This window comes from Chryseobacterium sediminis, assembly GCF_008386505.1.
Classification (GTDB): domain Bacteria; phylum Bacteroidota; class Bacteroidia; order Flavobacteriales; family Weeksellaceae; genus Chryseobacterium; species Chryseobacterium sediminis.
Map to the genome: position 1 here is coordinate 105,143 of NZ_VUNZ01000001.1, position 20,403 is coordinate 125,545.

A 20,403-nucleotide genomic window follows, 5' to 3' on the forward strand; every position below is an offset into this window, starting at 1 on the left:
TTATGCCTAGAAAAGTAGTGCAGGGCCCCATTAGGGACAAAGAAAAAACAAAGCAAAAACTGCTTGCTGCAGTTGGTAAAATTTTAAGAGTTAAAGGATACTCCGGATTAAAAGTAAGTAAAATTGCTGCAGTGGCCGGATTTGATAAAAAATTGATCTATGAGTACTTTGGAAGTACAGATAAACTGATCGATGAATATATCAAATCTCAGGATTACTGGAGCCAGGTAAATCAGGACGTTGATATGGATTTTTCCGACGGCGGACATGAGCTTACCAAAATGGTGGTCCTTAATCAATTTGAAAATCTGAAGAAAAATAAAGAACTTCAGAAAATTATTCTTTGGGAACTTTCAGAAAGCAAGCCTATTCTTAAAAAACTAGTTGAACAACGTGAGGATGTAGGAGAGGTTTTATTTGGAAATATCTCAGATCCTTACTTCGGAGAAGGGGTAGCAACAAGACACAGAGCAATTATGGCTCTTATTGTTTCTGGTGCTTACTATCTTAACCTTTATACAGGATATAATGCCAACAAGTTTTGTGGTATTGATCTGAAAACTGAAGAAGGTAGAAAAGAGATTGAAGGCGCTATTGTTGAATTGATTGACTTTGCATACAGCAAAAAAAAGTAGAGGTTAAAAGTTTTCCTATTTAAACAGAAATATGTTTTTTGTTGATATTTGAAAACTTTTAATTTTCAAATTAAAACTATATTTCTTATTTTTGACCAATGGAAAATTTTATAGTATCTGCAAGAAAATATCGTCCTCAAGAGTTTGATACGGTTGTAGGACAATCTCATATTACGGATACTTTAGAACATGCAATTGAAGAAAGCCAATTAGCTCAGGCATTGCTTTTTTGCGGTCCTCGTGGGGTAGGTAAAACTACCTGCGCAAGAATTCTGGCAAGAAAGATCAATGAGAAAGATGGTTCGGTTTCAGAAGACGGCTTTGCCTATAATATCTATGAGCTGGATGCAGCATCCAATAACTCTGTAGATGATATCAGAGAACTGATAGATCAGGTACGTTTTGCACCTCAGGTTGGTAAATACAAAGTGTATATTATTGATGAGGTTCATATGCTGTCTTCTGCCGCTTTCAATGCTTTCCTTAAAACTCTGGAAGAGCCGCCTGCTCATGCAATCTTTATTCTGGCTACCACGGAAAAACATAAAATTATTCCAACAATTTTATCCCGTTGCCAAATCTATGATTTCAAGAGAATCACGATTGAAGATATCCAGAGCCACCTGAGAAATATTGCCCAAAAAGAAAATATCCAGTACGAAGATGATGCATTGTACCTGATCGCTCAAAAAGCTGATGGTGCATTAAGAGATGCACTTTCTATCTTCGACAGGCTTTCTACCTTCTCCCAGAAAAATATTACGCTGGCAAAAGCAGCCGAAGTATTGAATATTCTGGATTACGATCAATACCTCAATATTGTAGATCTTGCTAAGGAAAATAAAATCCCTGAAGTACTTTTTGCATTCAATGAAATTGTAAAAAAAGGATTTGATCCCCACATATTCATTGCCGGATTAGGAAATCATTTCAGAGACCTGATGATGGCACAGAATACTTCTACTATTGATCTCATTGAAGTAGGAGAGAAGACAAAGTCCAAATTTATAGAACAGGGACAGAAGTGGGCCGCCCAACAGCTGATTGACGGTATTGAAATCTGCAATCATGCAGATATTAATTATAAGAATTCTAAAAACCCAAGACTTACGGTTGAAATTGCATTAATGCAGCTGGCTTCACTGACAGCTAATTTAGGCGATACTAAAAAAAAAAGTTCCTAATCCTAGCTCCGTTTCTTAGTGAGAAGCAGGAAGTAAAGATGCCGGAAAAAGCTCCGGAGAAAAAAGGAGTTAAGACAGAACAACAGCCTGCAGCTTCGGAAAAAGTAGAGGGAGCTCCAGTAGCGAAAACAACCAAGCCGTTGTCAAGGCCGGGAATCTCTTCCGGTTTCAGCATCAATTCTTTCCTGAATAAAGAAGATAAAGTGGAAGCAACAGAAAATGTTGCTGTGAAAACTGAAAACCTTCCTCAAAACCATTTTACAGATACAGATCTGCAAATGGAATGGAAAATTATGCTTAAACAGCTCCAGGTAAAAAATAACTTTGTATTTAACGCAGTAAAAACCTTTAAACTGGAAAAAGCTGAGGAAAATAAAATCAAAGTTTTATTCCCTTCAGATTCTGCAAAAGTAGAATTTGATAAAATAAGCGGAGAATTTTTTAATCATTTTAAAAGAAAAATTCAAAACCATAGAATTGAGGTAGAATACGTCAGAGACGTTGAAAACCTGAAGATTGAGGTGGTGACCAAGAGGAAAATGTTTGAAAAAATGATCGAAAAAAATCCACTTTTAAAAGATCTTGATGATTTAATGAAGTTTGATTTGACATAATTTTTATATATTTGTCAAATATTTCTGTTGAAAATATGTTTTCAACAAGAACAAAATACAACCAGAAAGGCTAAAACAAAGGCATTTCTAGAATAAAATGGAAAAATTGACTAACACATATCTGTCTTTTTTTGCACCCGCTAATTACTTTTTTAGCGGTTATTTTAGTTTTTCTGCTTCTTATTATAGAAATTTCAGAACGTATTACCGATTTTATTGGTACTGTTAACTGAATTTCTTTCCAAAAAATACAGGAGAAGTAGAGCCCTATTATTTTCCTGATTCCTTTAAACAATTTTGAACGGCATTTTTTGAAAAGAATTATAAATTAAATTTTATAATCCAAAGGGCTATTGCTGTCAAAGAAAAAATTATATAAAAAAAACAATAAAATTTAGAATATGAATTTAAATGATTTGAAAAATGAGTGGATCGATGGGCTTACACAGCCTCTAATGATCGCGGGACCATGCAGTGCGGAAAGTGAAGCTCAGATGCTTGAAACTGCCAGGAGAATTAAAGAATCCAATGCCAATGTATCTGTTTTCCGTGCAGGAATCTGGAAACCTCGTACTAAACCAAACGGGTTTGAAGGAGTAGGAGTGATCGGTTTGAACTGGCTAAAAAAAGTAAAAGAAGAATATGGTTTTAAAACAGCTACTGAAGTAGCTAATGCACACCACGTATTTGCCGCTCTGGAAGCAGATGTAGATGTTCTTTGGATCGGAGCGCGTTCTACGGTAAACCCATTTACAGTACAGGAAATTGCAATGGCTTTAAGAGGAACAGATAAGCCTGTATTCGTGAAAAACCCTGTGAATCCGGATCTTGCATTATGGATTGGTGCTTTGGAAAGGCTTTTAGGACAGGACATTAAAAACCTGGGAGTAATTCACAGAGGATTTTCAACATACCAGAAAACAAAATACAGAAACAATCCGAACTGGCAGATTGCCCTTGACTTCAAGAGCCAGTTTCCCAATATTCCAATGCTGATTGACCCGTCACACATCTGCGGAAACAGAACAGGTCTTGCTGATATTACACAGGAAGCCCTTAACGTAGGATACCAGGGAGCTATCATTGAATCACACTGTAATCCTGATGAAGCGTGGAGTGATGCTTCTCAGCAGATTACTCCGGAGGTTCTTGCGGATCTTATTGGTAATCTTAAAGTAAGAAGCTCTAATCTTGCAGGTTTTGAAGGAGAAATGGGAAGACACAGAACTTTAATTTCAGATCTTGACTTCCAGTTAATTGAACTTCTTTCTCAAAGAATGAAAATTTCTGAAAAGATTGGTAAACTTAAAAAGGAGAATGACATTGCGATCTTCCAGCCTGAGCGTTGGAAAGTGATCACTGAGTACGCTACACAAAAAGCAAAAGAAACAGGGATGTCTCAGGAATTTATTGAAAAAGTCTTTAAAGCAATTCACGAAGAATCTATTGAAGTTCAGAATAATATTATGATCGAGAGATAAATTTCGGATAATGAGTAAGAGCGATTAAAGTTTTTACTCATTTCAGTAAAAAAAAATAATTAGGGCCTAGGCTTCAGGATTGAGGGGAACTGAAACACGTGTTTTTAAACCTATTTCCTGAATACTAAGCCCTAATTCCTTATATTTGCACCAGTATTATCTATGAAAGGAAAAATCATTAAATCTACAGGCAGCTGGTACCAGGTTTTGGAATTGGAAACAAATAAAATTTTCGAGGCCAGAATCAGGGGGAAATTCAAATTAATAAAAACAAGGCTTACCAATCCGCTTGCTGTAGGAGATTTTGTTGAGTTTCAACTGGAACAGGATGATATTGCCTGGATTACGAAAATTGAACCACGCTCCAATTACCTGATCAGAAAATCAGTAAACCTTTCAAAAGAAGCCCATATTATCGCCTCCAATATTGATCTGGCATGTTTTATCTTTACTCTGAAACATCCTGAAACATCATTAGGATTTCTGGACAGATTTCTGGCATGTTGCGAAGCCTATAATATTACACCATTGATTCTTTTTAATAAGATTGATGTTCTCCATGGGGAAGAAATAGAAATTGTAAAAGATATAGAATTTCTTTATCAGGAAATTGGATATGACACCTTGGAAATCTCATCCTATTCAAGATTAAACCTTGATCAGCTGGAGGAAATTCTTAAAGATAAAACCTCAGTGTTTTTCGGGCACTCCGGTTGTGGGAAATCGACTTTAGTAAATGCTTTACAGCCAGGATTGAATTTGAAGACATCTGAAATTTCAGATACCCACCTGAAAGGAAAACATACGACAACTTTTGCACAGATGCATTTCTGGGATTTTGGCGGAAACGTTATTGACACCCCTGGTGTTCGTGAATTTGCCATGATTGATATTGAAAAAGAAGAAGTGCAGCATTATTTTCCTGAGATTTTCAAAAAGAGAGAAGAATGTAAATTTCACAATTGTCTTCATGTTAATGAACCGAAGTGTGCCGTTCTTGATGCTCTTGAAACAGGCGAAATACAACATTCGCGCTATTCTACTTACATCAAACTGATGGATGAGGCGGAAGAAGCCTCTCAGAAATAATTATTACAGATCAATTTTACTATATTAAACACCACTGCAGATTAATTCGGACAATTTGTACATATTCTGTTGTTATCATGTTTGAATAATATTTTGCAGATATTATCTTTTAATGGTCAAATTTAATATTATTATTGGTTGTCTATTTTTTATGCAGGCCTTTTGAATTTTTGACAAAAAAATCTGTTTTTTAGATAACTCTACTTTTTAGTATGACAAATTTGGCAGATAACTCCACTTTTGGCATATTTTATTTGGCAAAAAAAAAGATGTTTTAGAAAATCCGATTATTTTATTAATTGAAAGAAAAGTAATAATGTTATTAAATATACTTTATTATTGTAATTTAAATTATTGAATTGCTAAAAAAAGGTTGTTTTTTTTTGAAAATAAAAAACCCAGCCGAAGCTGGGTAAAAACTAATAACCATGAAAACTCAAATTAAACATGAGAATCGCAATAGAATAAACAATTACTGTGCCAAAGATTGGTTCATGATTTCTTAATAAAAGTTATTTTTATGTTAAAAAAAAATTAAAATAAAAATCAAAGATATTTTTTGTAATTTTGCGCCATTAAAAAAATATACATTTATGTCTAACATTACATTCACTATGATTAAGCCTGATGCAGTTGCTGACGGACATATCGGTGCTATATTGGGTAAGATTGCTGAAGGAGGTTTTAAAATCAAAGCTTTAAAATTAACTCAGCTTACAGTTGCTGATGCAAAAAAATTCTACGAAGTACATGCTGAGAGACCATTTTATGGAGAATTAGTAGAATTCATGAGCTCTGGTCCTATCGTTGCTGCAGTTTTAGAAAAAGACAATGCAGTTGAAGACTTCAGAACATTAATCGGTGCTACTAACCCTGCAGAAGCTGCAGAAGGTACAATCAGAAAAATGTTTGCAAGAAGCATCGGAGAAAATGCAGTTCACGGTTCAGATTCTGACGAGAATGCATTAATCGAAGCTCAATTCCATTTTTCAGGAAGAGAGATTTTCTAAGAAAATCATCTCACAAAATAAAAATCCGGAGAACTTTCTCCGGATTTTGTTTTTATGTGAATTCTGTTTTAGGACCTATTAAAGATTGTTTTCAATAGCTCCCACATCTTCTCTGTATAGTTCTATAGGTTTATTGAGTAAAACAGCAATGACGGTCATTTGTTTATCAAGCTTTTCCTTTGGAATGTCAATATAAATAATTCCCGGTCTATTGCTCCAGTAAAGCTTATTGTATATTGTATGTGACAACATAGTGCCTTCGCCTACCACTCTTATTCTTGCAATTTCGTTTTTTATTCCTTTTAAGGCAATTGGACCTGTAGGTGTTCCTTCCACAAAAAGATAAAGAGTCTGTTTATCTTTTGATAAAGCACTCATTCCAGAATAATGACCTTCCGAAAGTCCTTTTCCAGTCTCAAAAAAAGCTTCTGCATGTTTACTTATCCATTCTATGGTTTTAGGGTTTGTTTTCGGCGTTTTTTTAATTTTCATGTCAAGTCCATCAGGAGTCAAACCGTCATGGGTCAGTAAATTATTATCATAGTTCAGCGCATTGGACATATCATAAACTGCTTCCTGTGTATTTTTGTTATCCATGATTTCGGCGAGAGGATGGCTTTCCTTCTTAAAATCTTTCAAAAATACAGGTGGAGTATCAAAAGTAAGCTCTGCAATGGTGACATCTTTGTCAAATTTTACATTGGAAAAATTCAGTGTCAGTGTTTTTTCAGCATTGTAGTCTGTTTTGATGATAGCAGAAGGATCTCCGATAATTTTTGCCGAAGTAGGTTTTGTTCCCAGTCCATAAATCTTTGTAAAGTTTTTGGCTTCCTCCAGATAAAGGAATAAAGACTTTTTTGTGGTGGATAAAGAAGACTTCCCTTTGTAATTTTCAAAAGGAATCCCACGGATTGTTTCGTAAATGGCATGCTGATTTTTGGAAGTCCACCTTCCGAGGTTTTTAAGAATCTCAATCTGTTCCTCCGGAATGGAGCCATCTGATTTTGGACCGATATCAAGTAAAAGATTTCCTCCCATACTGATCACATCTGCCAGAGTTCTTACAATCATATTAGGAGTCTTATAGTTTTTATCATAAGGTTGATATCCCCAGGAATCATTCATGGTATAGCAAAGTTCCCAGTATGGATTTTGTGGTGGAACTACAGGAATTCCCTGTTCAGGAGTATCATAATCCCCATGATTGTTAAGTCTGGAATTGATGATGATATTGGGATTGTATTTCTTAAGCAGATCCAGTGTCTGAGAAGCTTTCCATTCCTCAGAAGTATGTTCCCAATCTCCATCGAACCAAAGAAGATCAGGTGAGTATTGAGAGGAAAGTTCATTAAGCTGACTTTGATAATAGCTGATGAAACTTTGCCATCGTTTCGGATCGTCTTTTATTTCGTACCGTTTTTTTATCCGGGTATTGATGTCGTAATAGGGGTGACTCCAATCTGGCAAAGAGAAGTAAAGTCCTGTTTTTAATCCTGAATTTTTCAAAGCGGAAACAAAAGGACTTAAAACATCTTTTTTGGCCAAAGACTGTCCGGGAATAGTGGTCGCCTTTTCAGCCTTAGAATTCCACAATGAAACCCCGTCATGGTGTTTGGTTGTAATAACAGCGTATTTTGCTCCGGATTCTTTAAGAAGTTTTACCCACTGCTCAGGCTGGTATTTTGAAGCTGAAAAACCATTCAGCTGTTTCATGTAATTTTCGTGATTGATATAATTGTTGAAAAATGACCAGGATTCAGAGATTCCATTTACAGAGTAGATTCCCCAGTGAATGAAAATACCCAATTTGGCATTTTTAAACCATTCCATTTTTTTGCTGTTGTCAACTGTTTGAACTTGAGCATTGATATTATAAGCAGATAATATCAGCCCAAGAAAAACAGCTTTAATCAGACGGCTTTTCATATATAGTTTTATTTTAATCTTAAATATAAATAAAGAAAGCATTACCACCATAATTTCTTGAGATTTACTAATAATTATTATCAAATCGTTTCCTTTATTATTGTATTTTTATGATTTAAACTCATAAAGAAAAATGAAAATCATTTCCCTAGGATTTGAACTTCAAAAAAGAGTTTAAATATATTGGTTAGATAAATGGAACGCTTATTGTAAATTTTATCTGAAAAAAAGAAATTATGAAAATTCCAACAATATTAATGGCAAGTTTATTAGCGGTAGGAGTTTCTGCACAAACTACCAAACCTAATGCTAAAACAAAAAAGCCTGTAAAAAAAGTGAAGAAAGCAACAGCATCCGACACTGTTGAAAAGAAAAAACCGGGAACTCCTAAGCCAATCGTGAAAAAAGATACACTTGTTCTTCATGGCTATGGCTGTCCGGCTTGTGGAATGGGATAAAAGATGAAAAAACCACTGTTAGGAATATCAATGATGCCAGAAGCTGATTTTGTTTCTGCTGTTTTGCCATTGTTGCAGAGCAACGCTGTTGATGTTCTGGAATGGTCCTTTGACACTCTTTACAATACCAATGAACCGGATTGGCTTCGGGATCTGCTCAACTTTTATGCAGAAAATAACCGTTTGATAGGACATGGTGTTTATTACTCCCTATTTGATGCAAGGTGGACAGAAAGGCAGGAAGAATGGCTGCAAAAATTAAAAGAAGAAGTCAGTCTAAGAAGATACAATCATATCACGGAACATTTTGGTTTCATGAATACGGAAAACTTTCACCAAGGGGTGCCATTGCCGGTATCTCTGCATCCTAAAACTTTACGAATAGGAAAAGACAGGCTGCACAGACTCCAGCAGGCAGTAGATATTCCTGTTGGGATAGAAAATCTGGCGTTTTCATTTTCTATTGATGATGTCAAAGAGCAAGGTGTTTTTCTTGATAAATTAACGGAGGATACCAATGGTTTCCTGATTCTTGATCTTCATAATATTTATTGTCAATCCTGTAATTTTGGAGTAGGAATGCAGGAAATAATTGATCTGTATCCTTTAGATAAGGTCAAAGAGATTCATCTTTCCGGTGGGAGCTGGCAGGAGAGTGTATATGGAAAAAAGCAGATAAGGCGAGATACTCATGATGATATCATTCCTGAAGAGATTTTCTCTGTTTTACCCTCTGTTTTTGCAAAGTGTCAAAATCTGGAATATATTATTATTGAAAGGCTGGGACATACACTGAAAACAGAAGATGACAAAGAGAATTTCCTGAATGATTTCAATAACGTTAAAACAATAATTGAAATTTCTGATTGGAAAGAAAGAGAAAAGAGTAGTTGGGGTAAACGGCAAATACAACTTCCGGAAAAACCTGTTGAAGATATGGCTTTGTTTGAAGAGCAGTCGAGGCTTACCAGACTTCTTTTTGATGGGGCAGGAGCTATTGCCATCAAAGATCAGGATTTTCATTATTTTAAAACAGAAAACTGGGACCCTGAAATGATTCTTACGGCCCAGAATATTATCAAAAAATGGAATCCTTATTAATTCTATCCTGATAACCAAAATCAAAATATATGAAAATGACAACATTAGTATTGATCATTACCGCTGTCCTCACTGCTCTGATAGGAGGACTTTTCTATGCTTACTCATGTTCTGTAGTTCTCGGATTGGGAAAACTTTCTGATGCAGAATACCTGAAAGCTATGCAGAATATCAACCGTGAAATTCTGAATCCCATTTTCTTCATGAGTTTTATGGGGACAGCAATTCTCCTTCCGGTATCTGCCTTTTTGTTCCGTGGGCATCAGCCTGTTTTTATTTTTCTCCTGCTGGCAGCCTTAGCCTATCTGATTGGAGTTTTTGGGGTTACAGTTGCCGGAAATGTCCCAATGAATGATGCACTGGATAAGTTTGATATCTCCGGTTCTACAACAGAAGCAATCAGACAGATGCGAGATAATTTTGAAAACAGATGGAATTTTCTGAATAATATAAGAACTGTCTTTTCTGTTGTTTCAATCATTTTTGTAGTCTGTGCCTGTATTTGGAACAGGGAAGTGTAAAAAGAATCTGATACGTATAAATACTTAACGGCAGATTCAGTATTTATACGGATGTGCAGATGTGTTTTTATTTGGATATTTGTAATGTTAGCAAGACAAAACAGAGTTTTAACATTTTCAAAATGTTGAGAAAAAATTTATAACCACGAAGACTTCATTTCAAACAAGAGAAAAGGCAGCCATTGGCTGCCTTTTGTTTTTATGATAAAGATAATGATTAAATCTTTAGAAGCTCAATCGTTCTCTCAGGGCTTTCTGCCGAGAAAACAGCATTCCCCGCAACAAGAACATCAGCTCCGGCTTCAAAAAGCTTAGAGGCATTATCAAGATTCACTCCGCCATCAATTTCAATAAGTGCTGTAGAATTGTTGCTTAAGATCAGATCTTTGGTTTCAGCAATCTTTTTGTATGTGTTTTCAATGAATTTTTGTCCTCCAAATCCTGGATTTACACTCATTAACAATACCAGATCAACATCTGCAATGATGTCTTCAAGCATTAATACCGGAGTGGAAGGGTTCAAAACGACACCCGCTTTTACTCCTTTACTCTGAATGTGATGAATGGTTCTGTGAAGATGAGTACATGCTTCATAATGTACGGAAATAAGATCTGCACCATGATTGATGAATTCATCAACATATTTCTCAGGTTCCACAATCATCAGGTGAACATCTACAAATTTTTTGGCATGCTGCTGGACTGTTTTCATTACCGGAAAACCAAATGAAATGTTGGGTACAAAACGGCCGTCCATTACATCAATGTGGAACCAGTCGGCCTGAGAATTGTTCAGCATTTCAATGTCTCTTTGCAGGTTCCCAAAGTCTGCAGATAAAAGGGATGGAGCAATAAGCTTCGTTTTCATTTTTACTTTTTATACTTTTACTTTTATTATCCTATTGAAAATGAACGGTCATGGGTGAAATAATAATTGGTTAGATATCCTATTATTAAAACCGCTTCTATGACAGATAACTTTTTATTGTTGATATTTCTGAGTAAAAACCTGTCGATCACAAGGAGTCCGGACAGGACCAAAAAGAAAATTACTTCTATCGTAATTCCTAAGCTTTCACTAGAATGGAATGTAAATAATTGATAAACAATTAAAGGAATTCCAAGCCCTATAAGTATAATAAATATTACAGAGATAAAAGTTGGTTTTTTAATTAAATCAGAAATAAAGTTCATTTTTAATGATATTTCAGTTTCATTTCCGGTTTGATCTTAAGAACAGTTTCATAGATAAGTTTAATCACATTAGCTACATCTTCCTTAGACACCATTTCTACCGTAGTATGCATATAACGCAAAGGTAAGGAAATTAAAGCACTTGGTACCCCGCCGTTGGAATGGGCAAAAGCATCAGTATCAGTTCCTGTAGCTCTGCTTGCTGCTGCTCTCTGGAAAGGAATTTTTTTTGTTTTTGCCGTATCAATAATTAATTCTCTGATCGTGTGGTGAACACTTGGAGCGAAGAATACTACGGGCCCTGCACCACATTTTTGATCTCCTTCTTTCTTTTTTTCAATCATCGGAGTGGTAGTGTCGTGGGTAACATCCGTTACAATGGCAATATTCGGTTTGATGGTATCAGCAATCATATCTGCTCCATATAAACCTACTTCTTCCTGTACAGAATTGGTAATATAAAGTCCGAATGGAATAGATTTTTTATTCTCTTTCAGAAGTCTTGCTACTTCAGCAATCATGAAACCTCCGATTCTGTTATCCAGCGCTCTGCAGACAAAATATCTGTCGTTCATTTCAAAGAACTCATCCGGATAAGTAATCATACATCCTACAAAGATTCCCATTTCTTCCACTTCTTTTTTGGAAGTAGCACCACAGTCGATGAAGATATTTTCGATTTTCGGAGTAGGCTCATTTTGGTTTGTTCTTGTATGAATGGCTGGCCATCCGAATACTCCTTTTACAATCCCATTTTCTCCGTGAATATGGACAACTTTTGAAGGAGCGATCGTTTGATCAGAACCTCCGTTTCTTATAACGTAGATTAATCCGTCATCCGTAATATAATTGACATACCATGAAATTTCATCAGCATGTGCTTCAATCACTACCTTAAATTCAGCTTCCGGATTAATGATCCCATAGCAGGTTCCATAATGGTCAACTTCTATTTTGTCAACATAGGGTCTGATGTAGTCCATCCAGACTTCCTGTCCTTTGTGTTCGTAACCTGTTGGAGATGATGTGTTTAAATATTTCTCTAAAAATTTCAAAGATTTCTTTTCAAATTTCATAAAAAGGAATGATTTTTGCGTTCAATTTTTGTTCTTATAAGTGTAAAAATAATGAATTTTAGTAAGATTATCTGCCTTTTTATTTTCTTTTTTGGAGTCAGTGTTTTTGGCCAAAAGGATGGTGTAGTGGCAAAACCGCTCAATCAATATCCAGCTGAATCCTTGAAAACGGATGAATTTGGCAATAAATATTATTATGACGAGCAGCAAAAAGTCAAGATTTATGAAATCAACGGCGAGCCTGTAGTTGTATTAGACGAGTTGGTTTTGGTTAATAAACCGAGATTTAATAATCAGCTGGATAAAAATTACTACTATTTTCTGAATAAAAAGCTGTACAGGGTATATCCGTTATTTGTTACCGCACTACAGCAGTACAGAGATATTCAGAAAGACATGAATGATATGGATAGTAAAGCTAAAAGAAAATTTGTAAGAGAAAGACAGAATATGCTGGCAGATCAGTATGAAAAACAGCTGAGAGATCTTACCACTACCGAAGGGCAGGTTTTTGCAAAGCTGATGAATAGAGCTACCGGAAAAAATGTCTATGAAATCATCAAAGAATTGAGAGGCGGATGGAGTGCTTTCTGGTGGAATGTAAAAGGAAAAATGGCCGATATTGATCTGAAAGACCACTACGACCCACACAATAACAGAACGGATGAATTTGTAGAATCATTGCTTCAGTCCAATTGGAATTCAGGGTATCTGCAGCCTTACCCGGGAGCAAGTGATTTTAAAGTCAAGAAATAATATAAATACCTGTAAGAAACTTACAGGTATTTTTCTTTTAATTTATCAAATACAATTTTATCTATCGGAAGAGGGAAAGGATTGTCTGGTCTGTCTATATCAATCCACTCTGTTTTTTCGATGCAGGGATCCATGATAATAAAATCTTCTTCATTCACGATATCTACTATATAATATATGGTAAGAAGCTGCTCGTTTTCTTTGAAGCGGGAAACCAGAAAGTTTTCCTGAGTATAAAAATGTTCCAGGACATTGATCTGTACATTCAGTTCTTCATCAAACTCACGATGCAGGCATTCCAGGACCCCTTCACCATATTCCAATCCGCCACCCGGAAATTTCATTAAAGGTTCGCCGGCATATTCTTCAAATAAAGTAAGAACTTGTTTGTCTTTTACCGCACACGCATACACTCTAATGTTGATCTTATCTATCATATATATAATGTATAATATTTGTATAGCTAATGTAAGGAATTTTGTTGAAAAACAGGATGAAAGGAGCATTAAGCTGGAAGTTTTATACTATCCGTTTTATTTTTAAAAATTTCCAATCAGCTTATCCTTATATAGTAGTTGAAAAAACTTAAATCTTTACAATGAGTAGAAACCTCCAACTTCCGTCTTCAAGCTTCCATCCTATAATTTGATAGCATTAATCATTTCTCTCTTTCCTGGGGGACCCTGTTTTTTTTCTACCTGAAAATTCAGTTCCTGAAGAATTCTTCTTACACTGCCTTTAGAAGAGTAGGTGGTTAATAATCCGTTAATGGCCATTTTGTCAGAAACCAGTTCAAATAGTGGCTTTTCCCAGAGGTCAGGCTGTACTCTGGCACCGAAACAATCGAAATAAACAAGATTGATTTTAGGCAAATCGATGTCTTTTAGGTCAAAAAAATCACATTCTATCTTTTTTAAGTTGAATCCACTAATGATTTCTACTGACTTTTCCCACTCTGCCAGATGAATTTTCTGATAAATATTTTTAAACTCAGGGTTGTCAAAATGTTCAAAGTAAGCCAAATCCTTAACTTCGGATTCATTTATGGGGTATTTTTCAAGCGAAAAATAATTGATGACATGATTTTTGTCAGTTTTTAAATATTCATTAATTGTTACTAAAACATTCAAACCTGTTCCAAAACCGAGTTCTAAAATATTAATTTCGCAATCATTTATTAAATTAAGTCCATTTTTAATAAACACATGTTCAGCTTCCTGAAGCGCTCCATGATGAGAATGGTAGTTTTCATTTAACTCATTGATAAACAATGTTTTACTACCGTCGTTTGTGGTCTTTATTTCTCTTTTCAAGCTATTTTTTTGTCAAATTTACTCTAAAATTTTTATATTTAGAAAATTATGTTAAATTTGTAGAACATCGTAAAAATTTTAAAAAATGATAATTCAAAAAACTGAAAACTCCAGAATTTCTACATTTGACCCTAACGATTTTTCATTTGGTGGTACTTTCATAGATCATATGATTATATGTGAGTATGAAAATGGGAAATGGGGTGATGTAAAATTAGTTCCTTACGGTCCGATTCCATTTACACCTGCCATGATGGGAGTAAACTATGGACAAGCTTGTTTTGAAGGTATGAAAGCCTATAAAGACAAAGACGGGCAGGTTTTCCTTTTCAGGCCTGAAAAGAATTTTGAACGTATCAATAAGTCAGCAAAGCGTCTTGCTATGCCTGAGGTGACTGAAGAAATGTTTTTGGACGGATTAAAAGCGTTAGTAGATATTGATAGAGAGTGGATTCCACAGGGGGAAGGAATGTCTCTTTATATCAGACCATTGATCTTTGCTACGGAAGAAGCTTTGAAAGCGAGAGTATCTAATAAATATATGTTTGCAATCGTTGCAACACCAGCAAAGAGCTACTATTCTGAGCCGGTATCTGTAAAGATCTCTGATCACTATTCAAGAGCTGCAAACGGAGGAGTAGGTTCTGCAAAAGCTGCAGGTAACTATGCTGCTTCTTTCTATCCTACGCAATTGGCGATCGAAGAAGGATATGAGCAAATCATCTGGACAGATGATGCTACTCACGAATATTTTGAGGAAAGTGGTACAATGAACGTATTTGTAAGAATCAATGATACAATCTATACACCTCCAACTTCTGAGAAAATCCTAGACGGAGTAACAAGAGACAGCTTTATCCAATTAGCTAAGAAAAGAGGAATCGAAGTAAAAGTAGAGCCAATTCCTGTGAAAACAGTTATTGAAGCGGTGAAGAACGGATCCCTTAAAGAAGTATGGGGAGTAGGTACAGCAGTAGTTACCACTCAGTTCCAGGCTTTAGGATATGAAGGTGAAAAACTAGAGCTTCCAAGATTATCTGACGAAGAAAGTTTCGCTGCTATTCTTAAGAAAGACCTGGTAGACCTGCAAAACAACCTTTCTGAAGATCCTTTCGGATGGAGAGTTGTGGTAGATCACGCTTTAGAAACAGTTTAATATTTTTTTAAATAACTATATAAAAGTCGGGTTTTTTCCCGGCTTTTTTTGTATTTATGTATTCGTATAAAATGTATGAATGACATTATTCAGTAACTGGTTTTGTTTTATTAGCTTTGATGCATTCTTACATTCACATATTTCTGGGCCAAGTTTTGTAATTGATTCGCGAAATGTGTATTTTCGCAAAAGTTTATGAAAAAAATACTCTTCATATCAGCCATAAGCCTGTTGAGCTGCAACAGAAATGCACAGACGGCGCATCCTCCTGTAGGAGGTGTTTTAAGCCAAAAAGATCTGGATGTTTCTAAAAACAGGATGAAAAATCTGAATGCCATAGAAAGAGGCCAGATTCAGGATTGGATCAATGGTCAGTCTGTGAAATTTTATCCTACGCAGCTTAATTACTGGGTAACAGCGGAAGGATATGACCAGAGAGAAAGAAGAAAAGATGAAACTTTGATTTCTTATTCTTATGATTTGTATGATTTTGATCAGACTAAAATATATGACCAGTCTTTTGAAAGAAGAGATGCCAGATTCGGGCACTTTGATGAACTGAGGGCAGTGGAGAACGCTTTGCGTTTTATACATGATGGAGAGGAAGTAACGCTTTTGGTGCCGTCTTCTTTGGCTTACGGAACTTTCGGAGACGAAAAGAAAATAGATAACGACATTCCATTAATCATAAAATTAAAAGCGCTATAATACATGAAATTGTTTAACAAGAATATAATTCTGGCAGCGGCAAGTATCTCGCTGATGAGTTGTACCCCAATTTATAAAAAAATGAACGTAGACAAAGAAACTTACGAAGGTCTTAATGACGGGCTTTATGCCAATCTTCAAACTACAAAAGGTAACTTAATTGTAAAATTTGAAGACAAGAAAGCACCAGTAACTGTAGCCAACTTTATTGGTCTTGCAGAAGGGAAAATCGACAACAAAGCTAAGGCTAAGGGAGTTCCTTATTATGACGGAACTATTTTCCACAGAGTAATCAAAGATTTCATGATCCAGGGGGGAGATCCTCAAGGAACTGGAGCAGGTGATCCGGGATATAAATTCGAGGACGAAAGAAACGACCTTAAGCATACAGGAAAAGGTATTCTTTCAATGGCAAACTCAGGGCCTAATACAAATGGTTCTCAGTTTTTCATCACTGAAGTAGCTACACCTTGGTTAGATGGAAAACACACTATCTTTGGAAAAGTAGTAAAAGGTAATGATGTGATTGATGCTATTGCTAACGTTGAAAAAGGAGCGCAGGATAAGCCTAAAACAGATATCGTTTTAGAAAAAGTTTCTGTTTTCAGTAAAGGTGATGAGTACAAGCATTACGATGCAGCTAAGACTTTCAGCGAAGGAAAAGCTAAAATCGCAGAAAACAATAAAGCTTTTTTGGCTAAAGAAGAAGCTGAAAGAAAGAAAAAAGAAGAAGAATTCAAAGCTAACCAGGAGAAATTAGTTGAAAACCTAAAAGCTGGTATGCAAAAAACTGAATCAGGTCTTTACTATAAAATTACAAAAACAGCTGACGGTAAAGCACCAAAAGCTGGTGATAATGTATCTGTACACTATGCAGGTAAACTGGTAGACGGAACTGAGTTCGATTCTTCATTCAAAAGAAATGAGCCAATTGAAATTCCAATCGGAATGGGAAGAGTAATCAAAGGATGGGATGAAGGTATCCTATTATTGAAAGAAGGTGAAACTGCTACATTATTGATCCCGCCGGCAATGGCTTACGGAGAAAGAGGAGCAGGAGGAGTGATCCCGCCAAATTCTTGGTTAGTTTTCGATGTTGAGCTTGTAAAAGTAAAATAATTGAATACTCAAAATATTATTAAAAGCCGTCCGAAAGGATGGCTTTTTTTATTTAGCTCGAATACATTCTGTAACGATCTGTGTAAAGGTTGCGACACATTTTAATAGTTTTTCCAGTAAAAAAATAATCTTAAAATTTGTAATAACCATTAAATAATGAAAACCAAATCATTTCTTTTTCTGTTCATTCTGCTGTCGTTTATGGCTTTTTCGCAGGCTAAGGCAAATCCTGACGATGCAGCAATAAAAAAATCACTTACTTATTTTGTAAACAGTATTCAATCTAAACAGATAGATCAGGCAGTAAGCTGTATATATCCAAAATTCTTCACCATCATTTCAAAAGAGCAGATGACGCAGATTTTAAACATGACTTACAATAATCCATTCATGAAAATTGAAGTACAGGATTTGAAGTTTGGAAATCTTGAAAAACCTGAACTCATTACCGGCGAATATTTTTCTATTACCCATTATTTTTTGAAACTGAAATGTAATGTCAGTTCATTAAATGAGGATATGAAAAAGAAAATGAACAGCGCTTTAACAGCCAAATATGGCGCAAATAATGTAAAATATTTAGCCAGCGAAGGCTCATATCTCATTAACGCTAATATGAAAGCATGTGCTGTTTCAAAAGATAAAAAGTCATGGAAATTTGTTATTCTTGAAAAGGAATATAAAAAAGAACTGGTGAAAATCTTACCGAAGAAAATTCTTGATAAATTTTAAAAGGTTAAGCTGTAAGCATCGACTTTTGTATTACAATAATGCCGTCTTGAAAAAGGCGTTTTTTTGTTTCCTATAAATACCGTAAAAATACGGATTTCGGTAAGGCTTTATTACTTCTATCTTTATCCTGCACTTATAAGAAACAAAATAGAAAATATGTTTGATCTGAATTACGACCTCATAAAAAAAGAAATTGAGTCAGAAATGTGTGAAGAACACGGTCTGCACCCGGAACTGATTAAAACAGATGAAGGCTTCGGAATAAAAGCCTGCTGTGAACCTTTCAGAGAAAAGATGGTTGAGAAATCCGGAAATATGATCGAAGAAGAAACCAAAAAGGCCCTTGAAGAAATGATGAAGGATCTGTTTAAAGAATAAGTTTTTACGATGTTAAGATAACTTTGTTATCACGAGCTGCTCCGGAGGGGGTGGCTTTTTTGTTGGAAATACCGTAGAAATACGGATTTAGTATGATGCTAAATAGAAGTAAATTTGATTATAATTATATACTGCAACTATGAAATTTATTTATTTTAGATTTAAAAATTTTAAAGGTATAGAGGATGAAAAGTTAGATTTATCTAAGACTCCAGAAAGTAATATTTTTACATTAGTTGGATTAAATGAAAGTGGTAAAACAACTATTCTAGAAGCAATTAATTATTTTAAATATAAACCAGAGAAGCTTGATGTGTTGGAATTGAAAGAATATGAGATTCAAGATATACATACGTTAATTCCTATAAATAAGAGGGATAATTTTAATGATAAAATAACTATAGAAGCAGGAATAGAGCTTGATGATGAAGATATTTTAAAAATTAAAAAAGAGTTTGAGCAAAAAAATCTTATAATAGATAAATTAGGTACTAAATTCACATATACACAAATTTATCATTTTGAAAAATCCAAACATATTAAAGAGAGGGATCAAAGTTTATGGACCTATGATATAACGGGAAGAAAAAAAAATGGAAAAAAAATAAATAAGCTAGAAAATAGTGATGCATTAATAGCAAATAATTTCATTACAAAAAACCTTCCCAGTATTTTATATTTTCCCAATTTTTTATTTGAATTTCCTGAAAGGATATATTTAAATAATGAAACTCAAAATGAAAAAGATCTTTTTTATCAAAAAATTATTCAAGATACTCTTGATTCACTTGAAAATGATTTGAATATAAATGACCATTTAATTTTTCGAATAGTTTCTCAAGATGCTAATGATAAAAGAAATCTAACTAGCCTTATTGGAAAATTACAAAAAAAATTAAGTGATGTAATATTTAATAAATGGAATCAGATATTTAACAAACATTTATCTAATAAAGAAATAATTTTATATACTGGAGTTGATTCAATAGGTACTTATATTGAATTTAACATTAAGGATGATGTAGATACGTATAGGATTTCTGAAAGGTCTTTGGGATTTCGGTGGTTTTTTGTTTATATTTTACTTACACAATTCCGAACATATAGAAAAGAAAATAAAAATGCATTTTATTTATTTGATGAACCTGCTTCTAATTTACACCCATCTGCCCAAATAGAACTTTTGAAAAGTTTTGAAAAATTATCAAAAGTAATATATACGACTCATAGTCAGTATTTAATAAATCCTAAATGGTTAGAAAGTACTTTTGTTATAAAAAATGAAGCAATCGATTACGAAAACGAAGCTGATTACAATTCAAAAAATACTAATATTAAAATTAGCAAGTATAGAGAATTTGCAGTAAAATATCCTAATCAGAGCAACTATTTTCAACCAATTCTTGAAGTTTTAGATTATAAACCTTCTAACTTAGAGTTAGTTCCAAAAGTAATAATAACAGAAGGGAAAAATGATTTTTATACATTGAATTACTTTAAAGAGATTGTTAAAAATAAATATATTATAAACATTATTCCTGGTACTAGTGCAAGTAATTTAGAGACACTAATAAGCTTGTATTTAGGTTGGGGATCAAAGTTTATTGTAATATTAGATGATGATAAACAAGGTAATGAACAAAAAAAACGATACATAAATATTTTTGGAGAGATTGTAAAGGATTCAATTTTTACACTAAGAGAAATTGATAAGAATTGGGATAAATATGAATTAGAAGATATTATATCTGAAGAAGATAAAAATATAATTATAGATAAAGTTTATACAGAGTCTAAAGCAAGTAATAAAACAATTTTGAATCGTAGTATTCAAGAACTTTATCTTAATAATGTCTTTCCAAGTTTATCTAAAACAACTCTGCAAAATTTTAATATATTGTTTAAGTTTTTAGAAGGTAGGCTTAATGATTTAAGTTAATTTGGTATTATTA

The 20,403-nt window shown here is 34.3% G+C and carries 22 protein-coding genes; 16 read left to right on the forward strand and 6 right to left on the reverse strand.

The genetic code is table 11. From position 1 onward, the window contains the following. Positions 1-2: 2 nt before the first annotated feature. The 6 genes from FW780_RS00455 (at position 3) to FW780_RS00480 (ending at position 6,013) form a co-directional block, all read left to right on the forward strand. Entirely contained in the window at positions 3-635 is a 633-nt protein-coding gene (locus FW780_RS00455; RefSeq protein WP_047422658.1) for a TetR/AcrR family transcriptional regulator, read from the forward strand. Positions 636-733: 98 nt separating this feature from the next. Continuing rightward, positions 734-1,819 carry a DNA polymerase III subunit gamma/tau gene (gene dnaX, locus FW780_RS00460; RefSeq protein WP_149831708.1) on the forward strand — a complete coding sequence of 362 codons (1,086 nt, stop codon included), beginning with the start codon at positions 734-736 and terminating at the stop codon, positions 1,817-1,819. A gap of 38 nt (positions 1,820-1,857) precedes the next feature. Further along, on the forward strand, positions 1,858-2,433 hold the full coding sequence (locus tag FW780_RS22610) for a hypothetical protein (RefSeq protein ID WP_241676810.1): 576 nt from the start codon (positions 1,858-1,860) through the stop codon (positions 2,431-2,433). Positions 2,434-2,834: 401 nt separating this feature from the next. After that, positions 2,835-3,914, forward strand: a complete 1,080-nt coding sequence (locus tag FW780_RS00470; RefSeq protein ID WP_047431451.1) for a chorismate mutase — start codon at positions 2,835-2,837, stop codon at positions 3,912-3,914. A 162-nt stretch (positions 3,915-4,076) separates the two neighbouring features. After that, positions 4,077-5,003: a ribosome small subunit-dependent GTPase A gene (gene rsgA / locus FW780_RS00475; protein ID WP_149831709.1), complete on the forward strand. Its 927-nt coding sequence runs from the start codon at positions 4,077-4,079 to the stop codon at positions 5,001-5,003. 593 nt (positions 5,004-5,596) lie between these two features. Next, complete coding sequence (locus tag FW780_RS00480; RefSeq protein WP_034687444.1) at positions 5,597-6,013, forward strand: nucleoside-diphosphate kinase; 417 nt, start codon at positions 5,597-5,599, stop codon at positions 6,011-6,013. Positions 6,014-6,091: 78 nt separating this feature from the next. Here FW780_RS00480 and FW780_RS00485 read toward each other — a convergent pair whose 3' ends face one another. Continuing rightward, positions 6,092-7,939 carry an alpha-L-fucosidase gene (locus FW780_RS00485; RefSeq protein WP_149831710.1) on the reverse strand — a complete coding sequence of 616 codons (1,848 nt, stop codon included), beginning with the start codon at positions 7,937-7,939 and terminating at the stop codon, positions 6,092-6,094. 236 nt (positions 7,940-8,175) lie between these two features. Here FW780_RS00485 and chrA point away from each other — a divergent pair, with 236 nt between their 5' ends. Genes chrA through chrI form a run of 3 tightly spaced genes read left to right on the forward strand, consistent with a single transcriptional unit; the run spans position 8,176 to position 10,019 of the window. Next, positions 8,176-8,397: an MNIO class RiPP chryseobasin precursor ChrA gene (gene chrA / locus FW780_RS00490; protein ID WP_149831711.1), complete on the forward strand. Its 222-nt coding sequence runs from the start codon at positions 8,176-8,178 to the stop codon at positions 8,395-8,397. A 3-nt stretch (positions 8,398-8,400) separates the two neighbouring features. After that, positions 8,401-9,498 carry an MNIO family chryseobactin maturase gene (gene chrH, locus FW780_RS00495; RefSeq protein WP_149831712.1) on the forward strand — a complete coding sequence of 366 codons (1,098 nt, stop codon included), beginning with the start codon at positions 8,401-8,403 and terminating at the stop codon, positions 9,496-9,498. 35 nt (positions 9,499-9,533) lie between these two features. Further along, positions 9,534-10,019 carry a chryseobasin maturation helper ChrI gene (gene chrI / locus FW780_RS00500; RefSeq protein WP_241676811.1) on the forward strand — a complete coding sequence of 162 codons (486 nt, stop codon included), beginning with the start codon at positions 9,534-9,536 and terminating at the stop codon, positions 10,017-10,019. A gap of 217 nt (positions 10,020-10,236) precedes the next feature. Here the strand turns inward: chrI and rpe are convergent, their stop codons facing one another. Genes rpe through chrP form a run of 3 tightly spaced genes read right to left on the reverse strand, consistent with a single transcriptional unit; the run spans position 10,237 to position 12,289 of the window. Further along, positions 10,237-10,887 carry a ribulose-phosphate 3-epimerase gene (gene rpe, locus FW780_RS00505; protein ID WP_047375387.1) on the reverse strand — a complete coding sequence of 217 codons (651 nt, stop codon included), beginning with the start codon at positions 10,885-10,887 and terminating at the stop codon, positions 10,237-10,239. Between the two features lie 26 nt (positions 10,888-10,913). Then, positions 10,914-11,213, reverse strand: a complete 300-nt coding sequence (locus FW780_RS00510) for a hypothetical protein (protein ID WP_149831714.1) — start codon at positions 11,211-11,213, stop codon at positions 10,914-10,916. Between the two features lie 2 nt (positions 11,214-11,215). Next, on the reverse strand, positions 11,216-12,289 hold the full coding sequence (gene chrP / locus FW780_RS00515; RefSeq protein ID WP_047375383.1) for a chryseobasin maturation metalloprotease ChrP: 1,074 nt from the start codon (positions 12,287-12,289) through the stop codon (positions 11,216-11,218). Positions 12,290-12,340: 51 nt separating this feature from the next. On the opposite strand from chrP, the gene FW780_RS00520 reads away from it, so the two are divergent. Continuing rightward, a complete protein-coding gene (locus FW780_RS00520) occupies positions 12,341-13,045 on the forward strand; it encodes a DUF4294 domain-containing protein (protein ID WP_149831715.1) in 705 nt (234 codons plus the stop codon). Between the two features lie 20 nt (positions 13,046-13,065). Here FW780_RS00520 and FW780_RS00525 read toward each other — a convergent pair whose 3' ends face one another. Continuing rightward, positions 13,066-13,482 carry an NUDIX domain-containing protein gene (locus FW780_RS00525; protein WP_149831716.1) on the reverse strand — a complete coding sequence of 139 codons (417 nt, stop codon included), beginning with the start codon at positions 13,480-13,482 and terminating at the stop codon, positions 13,066-13,068. Positions 13,483-13,683: 201 nt separating this feature from the next. Then, complete coding sequence (mnmD, locus tag FW780_RS00530; protein ID WP_149831717.1) at positions 13,684-14,358, reverse strand: tRNA (5-methylaminomethyl-2-thiouridine)(34)-methyltransferase MnmD; 675 nt, start codon at positions 14,356-14,358, stop codon at positions 13,684-13,686. A gap of 85 nt (positions 14,359-14,443) precedes the next feature. Here mnmD and FW780_RS00535 point away from each other — a divergent pair, with 85 nt between their 5' ends. From FW780_RS00535 to FW780_RS00560, 6 genes are all read left to right on the forward strand, one after another. Then, the gene (locus FW780_RS00535; RefSeq protein ID WP_149831718.1) at positions 14,444-15,514 is read left to right on the forward strand and encodes a branched-chain amino acid aminotransferase; all 1,071 of its coding nucleotides are present in this window, start codon (positions 14,444-14,446) and stop codon (positions 15,512-15,514) included. A 195-nt stretch (positions 15,515-15,709) separates the two neighbouring features. Then, positions 15,710-16,222, forward strand: a complete 513-nt coding sequence (locus FW780_RS00540; RefSeq protein WP_149831719.1) for an FKBP-type peptidyl-prolyl cis-trans isomerase — start codon at positions 15,710-15,712, stop codon at positions 16,220-16,222. 81 nt (positions 16,223-16,303) lie between these two features. Continuing rightward, positions 16,304-17,341: a peptidylprolyl isomerase gene (locus FW780_RS00545; RefSeq protein WP_241676897.1), complete on the forward strand. Its 1,038-nt coding sequence runs from the start codon at positions 16,304-16,306 to the stop codon at positions 17,339-17,341. A 156-nt stretch (positions 17,342-17,497) separates the two neighbouring features. After that, positions 17,498-18,073 carry a hypothetical protein gene (locus FW780_RS00550; protein WP_149831720.1) on the forward strand — a complete coding sequence of 192 codons (576 nt, stop codon included), beginning with the start codon at positions 17,498-17,500 and terminating at the stop codon, positions 18,071-18,073. Between the two features lie 156 nt (positions 18,074-18,229). Next, positions 18,230-18,451, forward strand: coding sequence for a hypothetical protein (locus FW780_RS00555; protein WP_149831721.1), 222 nt, complete (start codon positions 18,230-18,232; stop codon positions 18,449-18,451). Between the two features lie 139 nt (positions 18,452-18,590). Then, the gene (locus FW780_RS00560) at positions 18,591-20,390 is read left to right on the forward strand and encodes an AAA family ATPase (RefSeq protein ID WP_149831722.1); all 1,800 of its coding nucleotides are present in this window, start codon (positions 18,591-18,593) and stop codon (positions 20,388-20,390) included. Positions 20,391-20,403: the final 13 nt, after the last annotated feature.

Coding starts and splice junctions, on each gene's coding strand:
- FW780_RS00455 (WP_047422658.1), top strand. CDS start 3: ATGCCTAGAAAAGTAGTGCAGGGCCCCATTAGGGACAAAGAAAAAACA.
- dnaX (WP_149831708.1), top strand. CDS start 734: ATGGAAAATTTTATAGTATCTGCAAGAAAATATCGTCCTCAAGAGTTT.
- FW780_RS22610 (WP_241676810.1), top strand. CDS start 1,858: ATGCCGGAAAAAGCTCCGGAGAAAAAAGGAGTTAAGACAGAACAACAG.
- FW780_RS00470 (WP_047431451.1), top strand. CDS start 2,835: ATGAATTTAAATGATTTGAAAAATGAGTGGATCGATGGGCTTACACAG.
- rsgA (WP_149831709.1), top strand. CDS start 4,077: ATGAAAGGAAAAATCATTAAATCTACAGGCAGCTGGTACCAGGTTTTG.
- FW780_RS00480 (WP_034687444.1), top strand. CDS start 5,597: ATGTCTAACATTACATTCACTATGATTAAGCCTGATGCAGTTGCTGAC.
- FW780_RS00485 (WP_149831710.1), bottom strand. CDS start 7,939: ATGAAAAGCCGTCTGATTAAAGCTGTTTTTCTTGGGCTGATATTATCT.
- chrA (WP_149831711.1), top strand. CDS start 8,176: ATGAAAATTCCAACAATATTAATGGCAAGTTTATTAGCGGTAGGAGTT.
- chrH (WP_149831712.1), top strand. CDS start 8,401: ATGAAAAAACCACTGTTAGGAATATCAATGATGCCAGAAGCTGATTTT.
- chrI (WP_241676811.1), top strand. CDS start 9,534: ATGACAACATTAGTATTGATCATTACCGCTGTCCTCACTGCTCTGATA.
- rpe (WP_047375387.1), bottom strand. CDS start 10,887: ATGAAAACGAAGCTTATTGCTCCATCCCTTTTATCTGCAGACTTTGGG.
- FW780_RS00510 (WP_149831714.1), bottom strand. CDS start 11,213: ATGAACTTTATTTCTGATTTAATTAAAAAACCAACTTTTATCTCTGTA.
- chrP (WP_047375383.1), bottom strand. CDS start 12,289: ATGAAATTTGAAAAGAAATCTTTGAAATTTTTAGAGAAATATTTAAAC.
- FW780_RS00520 (WP_149831715.1), top strand. CDS start 12,341: ATGAATTTTAGTAAGATTATCTGCCTTTTTATTTTCTTTTTTGGAGTC.
- FW780_RS00525 (WP_149831716.1), bottom strand. CDS start 13,482: ATGATAGATAAGATCAACATTAGAGTGTATGCGTGTGCGGTAAAAGAC.
- FW780_RS00535 (WP_149831718.1), top strand. CDS start 14,444: ATGATAATTCAAAAAACTGAAAACTCCAGAATTTCTACATTTGACCCT.
- FW780_RS00540 (WP_149831719.1), top strand. CDS start 15,710: ATGAAAAAAATACTCTTCATATCAGCCATAAGCCTGTTGAGCTGCAAC.
- FW780_RS00545 (WP_241676897.1), top strand. CDS start 16,304: ATGAACGTAGACAAAGAAACTTACGAAGGTCTTAATGACGGGCTTTAT.
- FW780_RS00550 (WP_149831720.1), top strand. CDS start 17,498: ATGAAAACCAAATCATTTCTTTTTCTGTTCATTCTGCTGTCGTTTATG.
- FW780_RS00555 (WP_149831721.1), top strand. CDS start 18,230: ATGTTTGATCTGAATTACGACCTCATAAAAAAAGAAATTGAGTCAGAA.
- FW780_RS00560 (WP_149831722.1), top strand. CDS start 18,591: ATGAAATTTATTTATTTTAGATTTAAAAATTTTAAAGGTATAGAGGAT.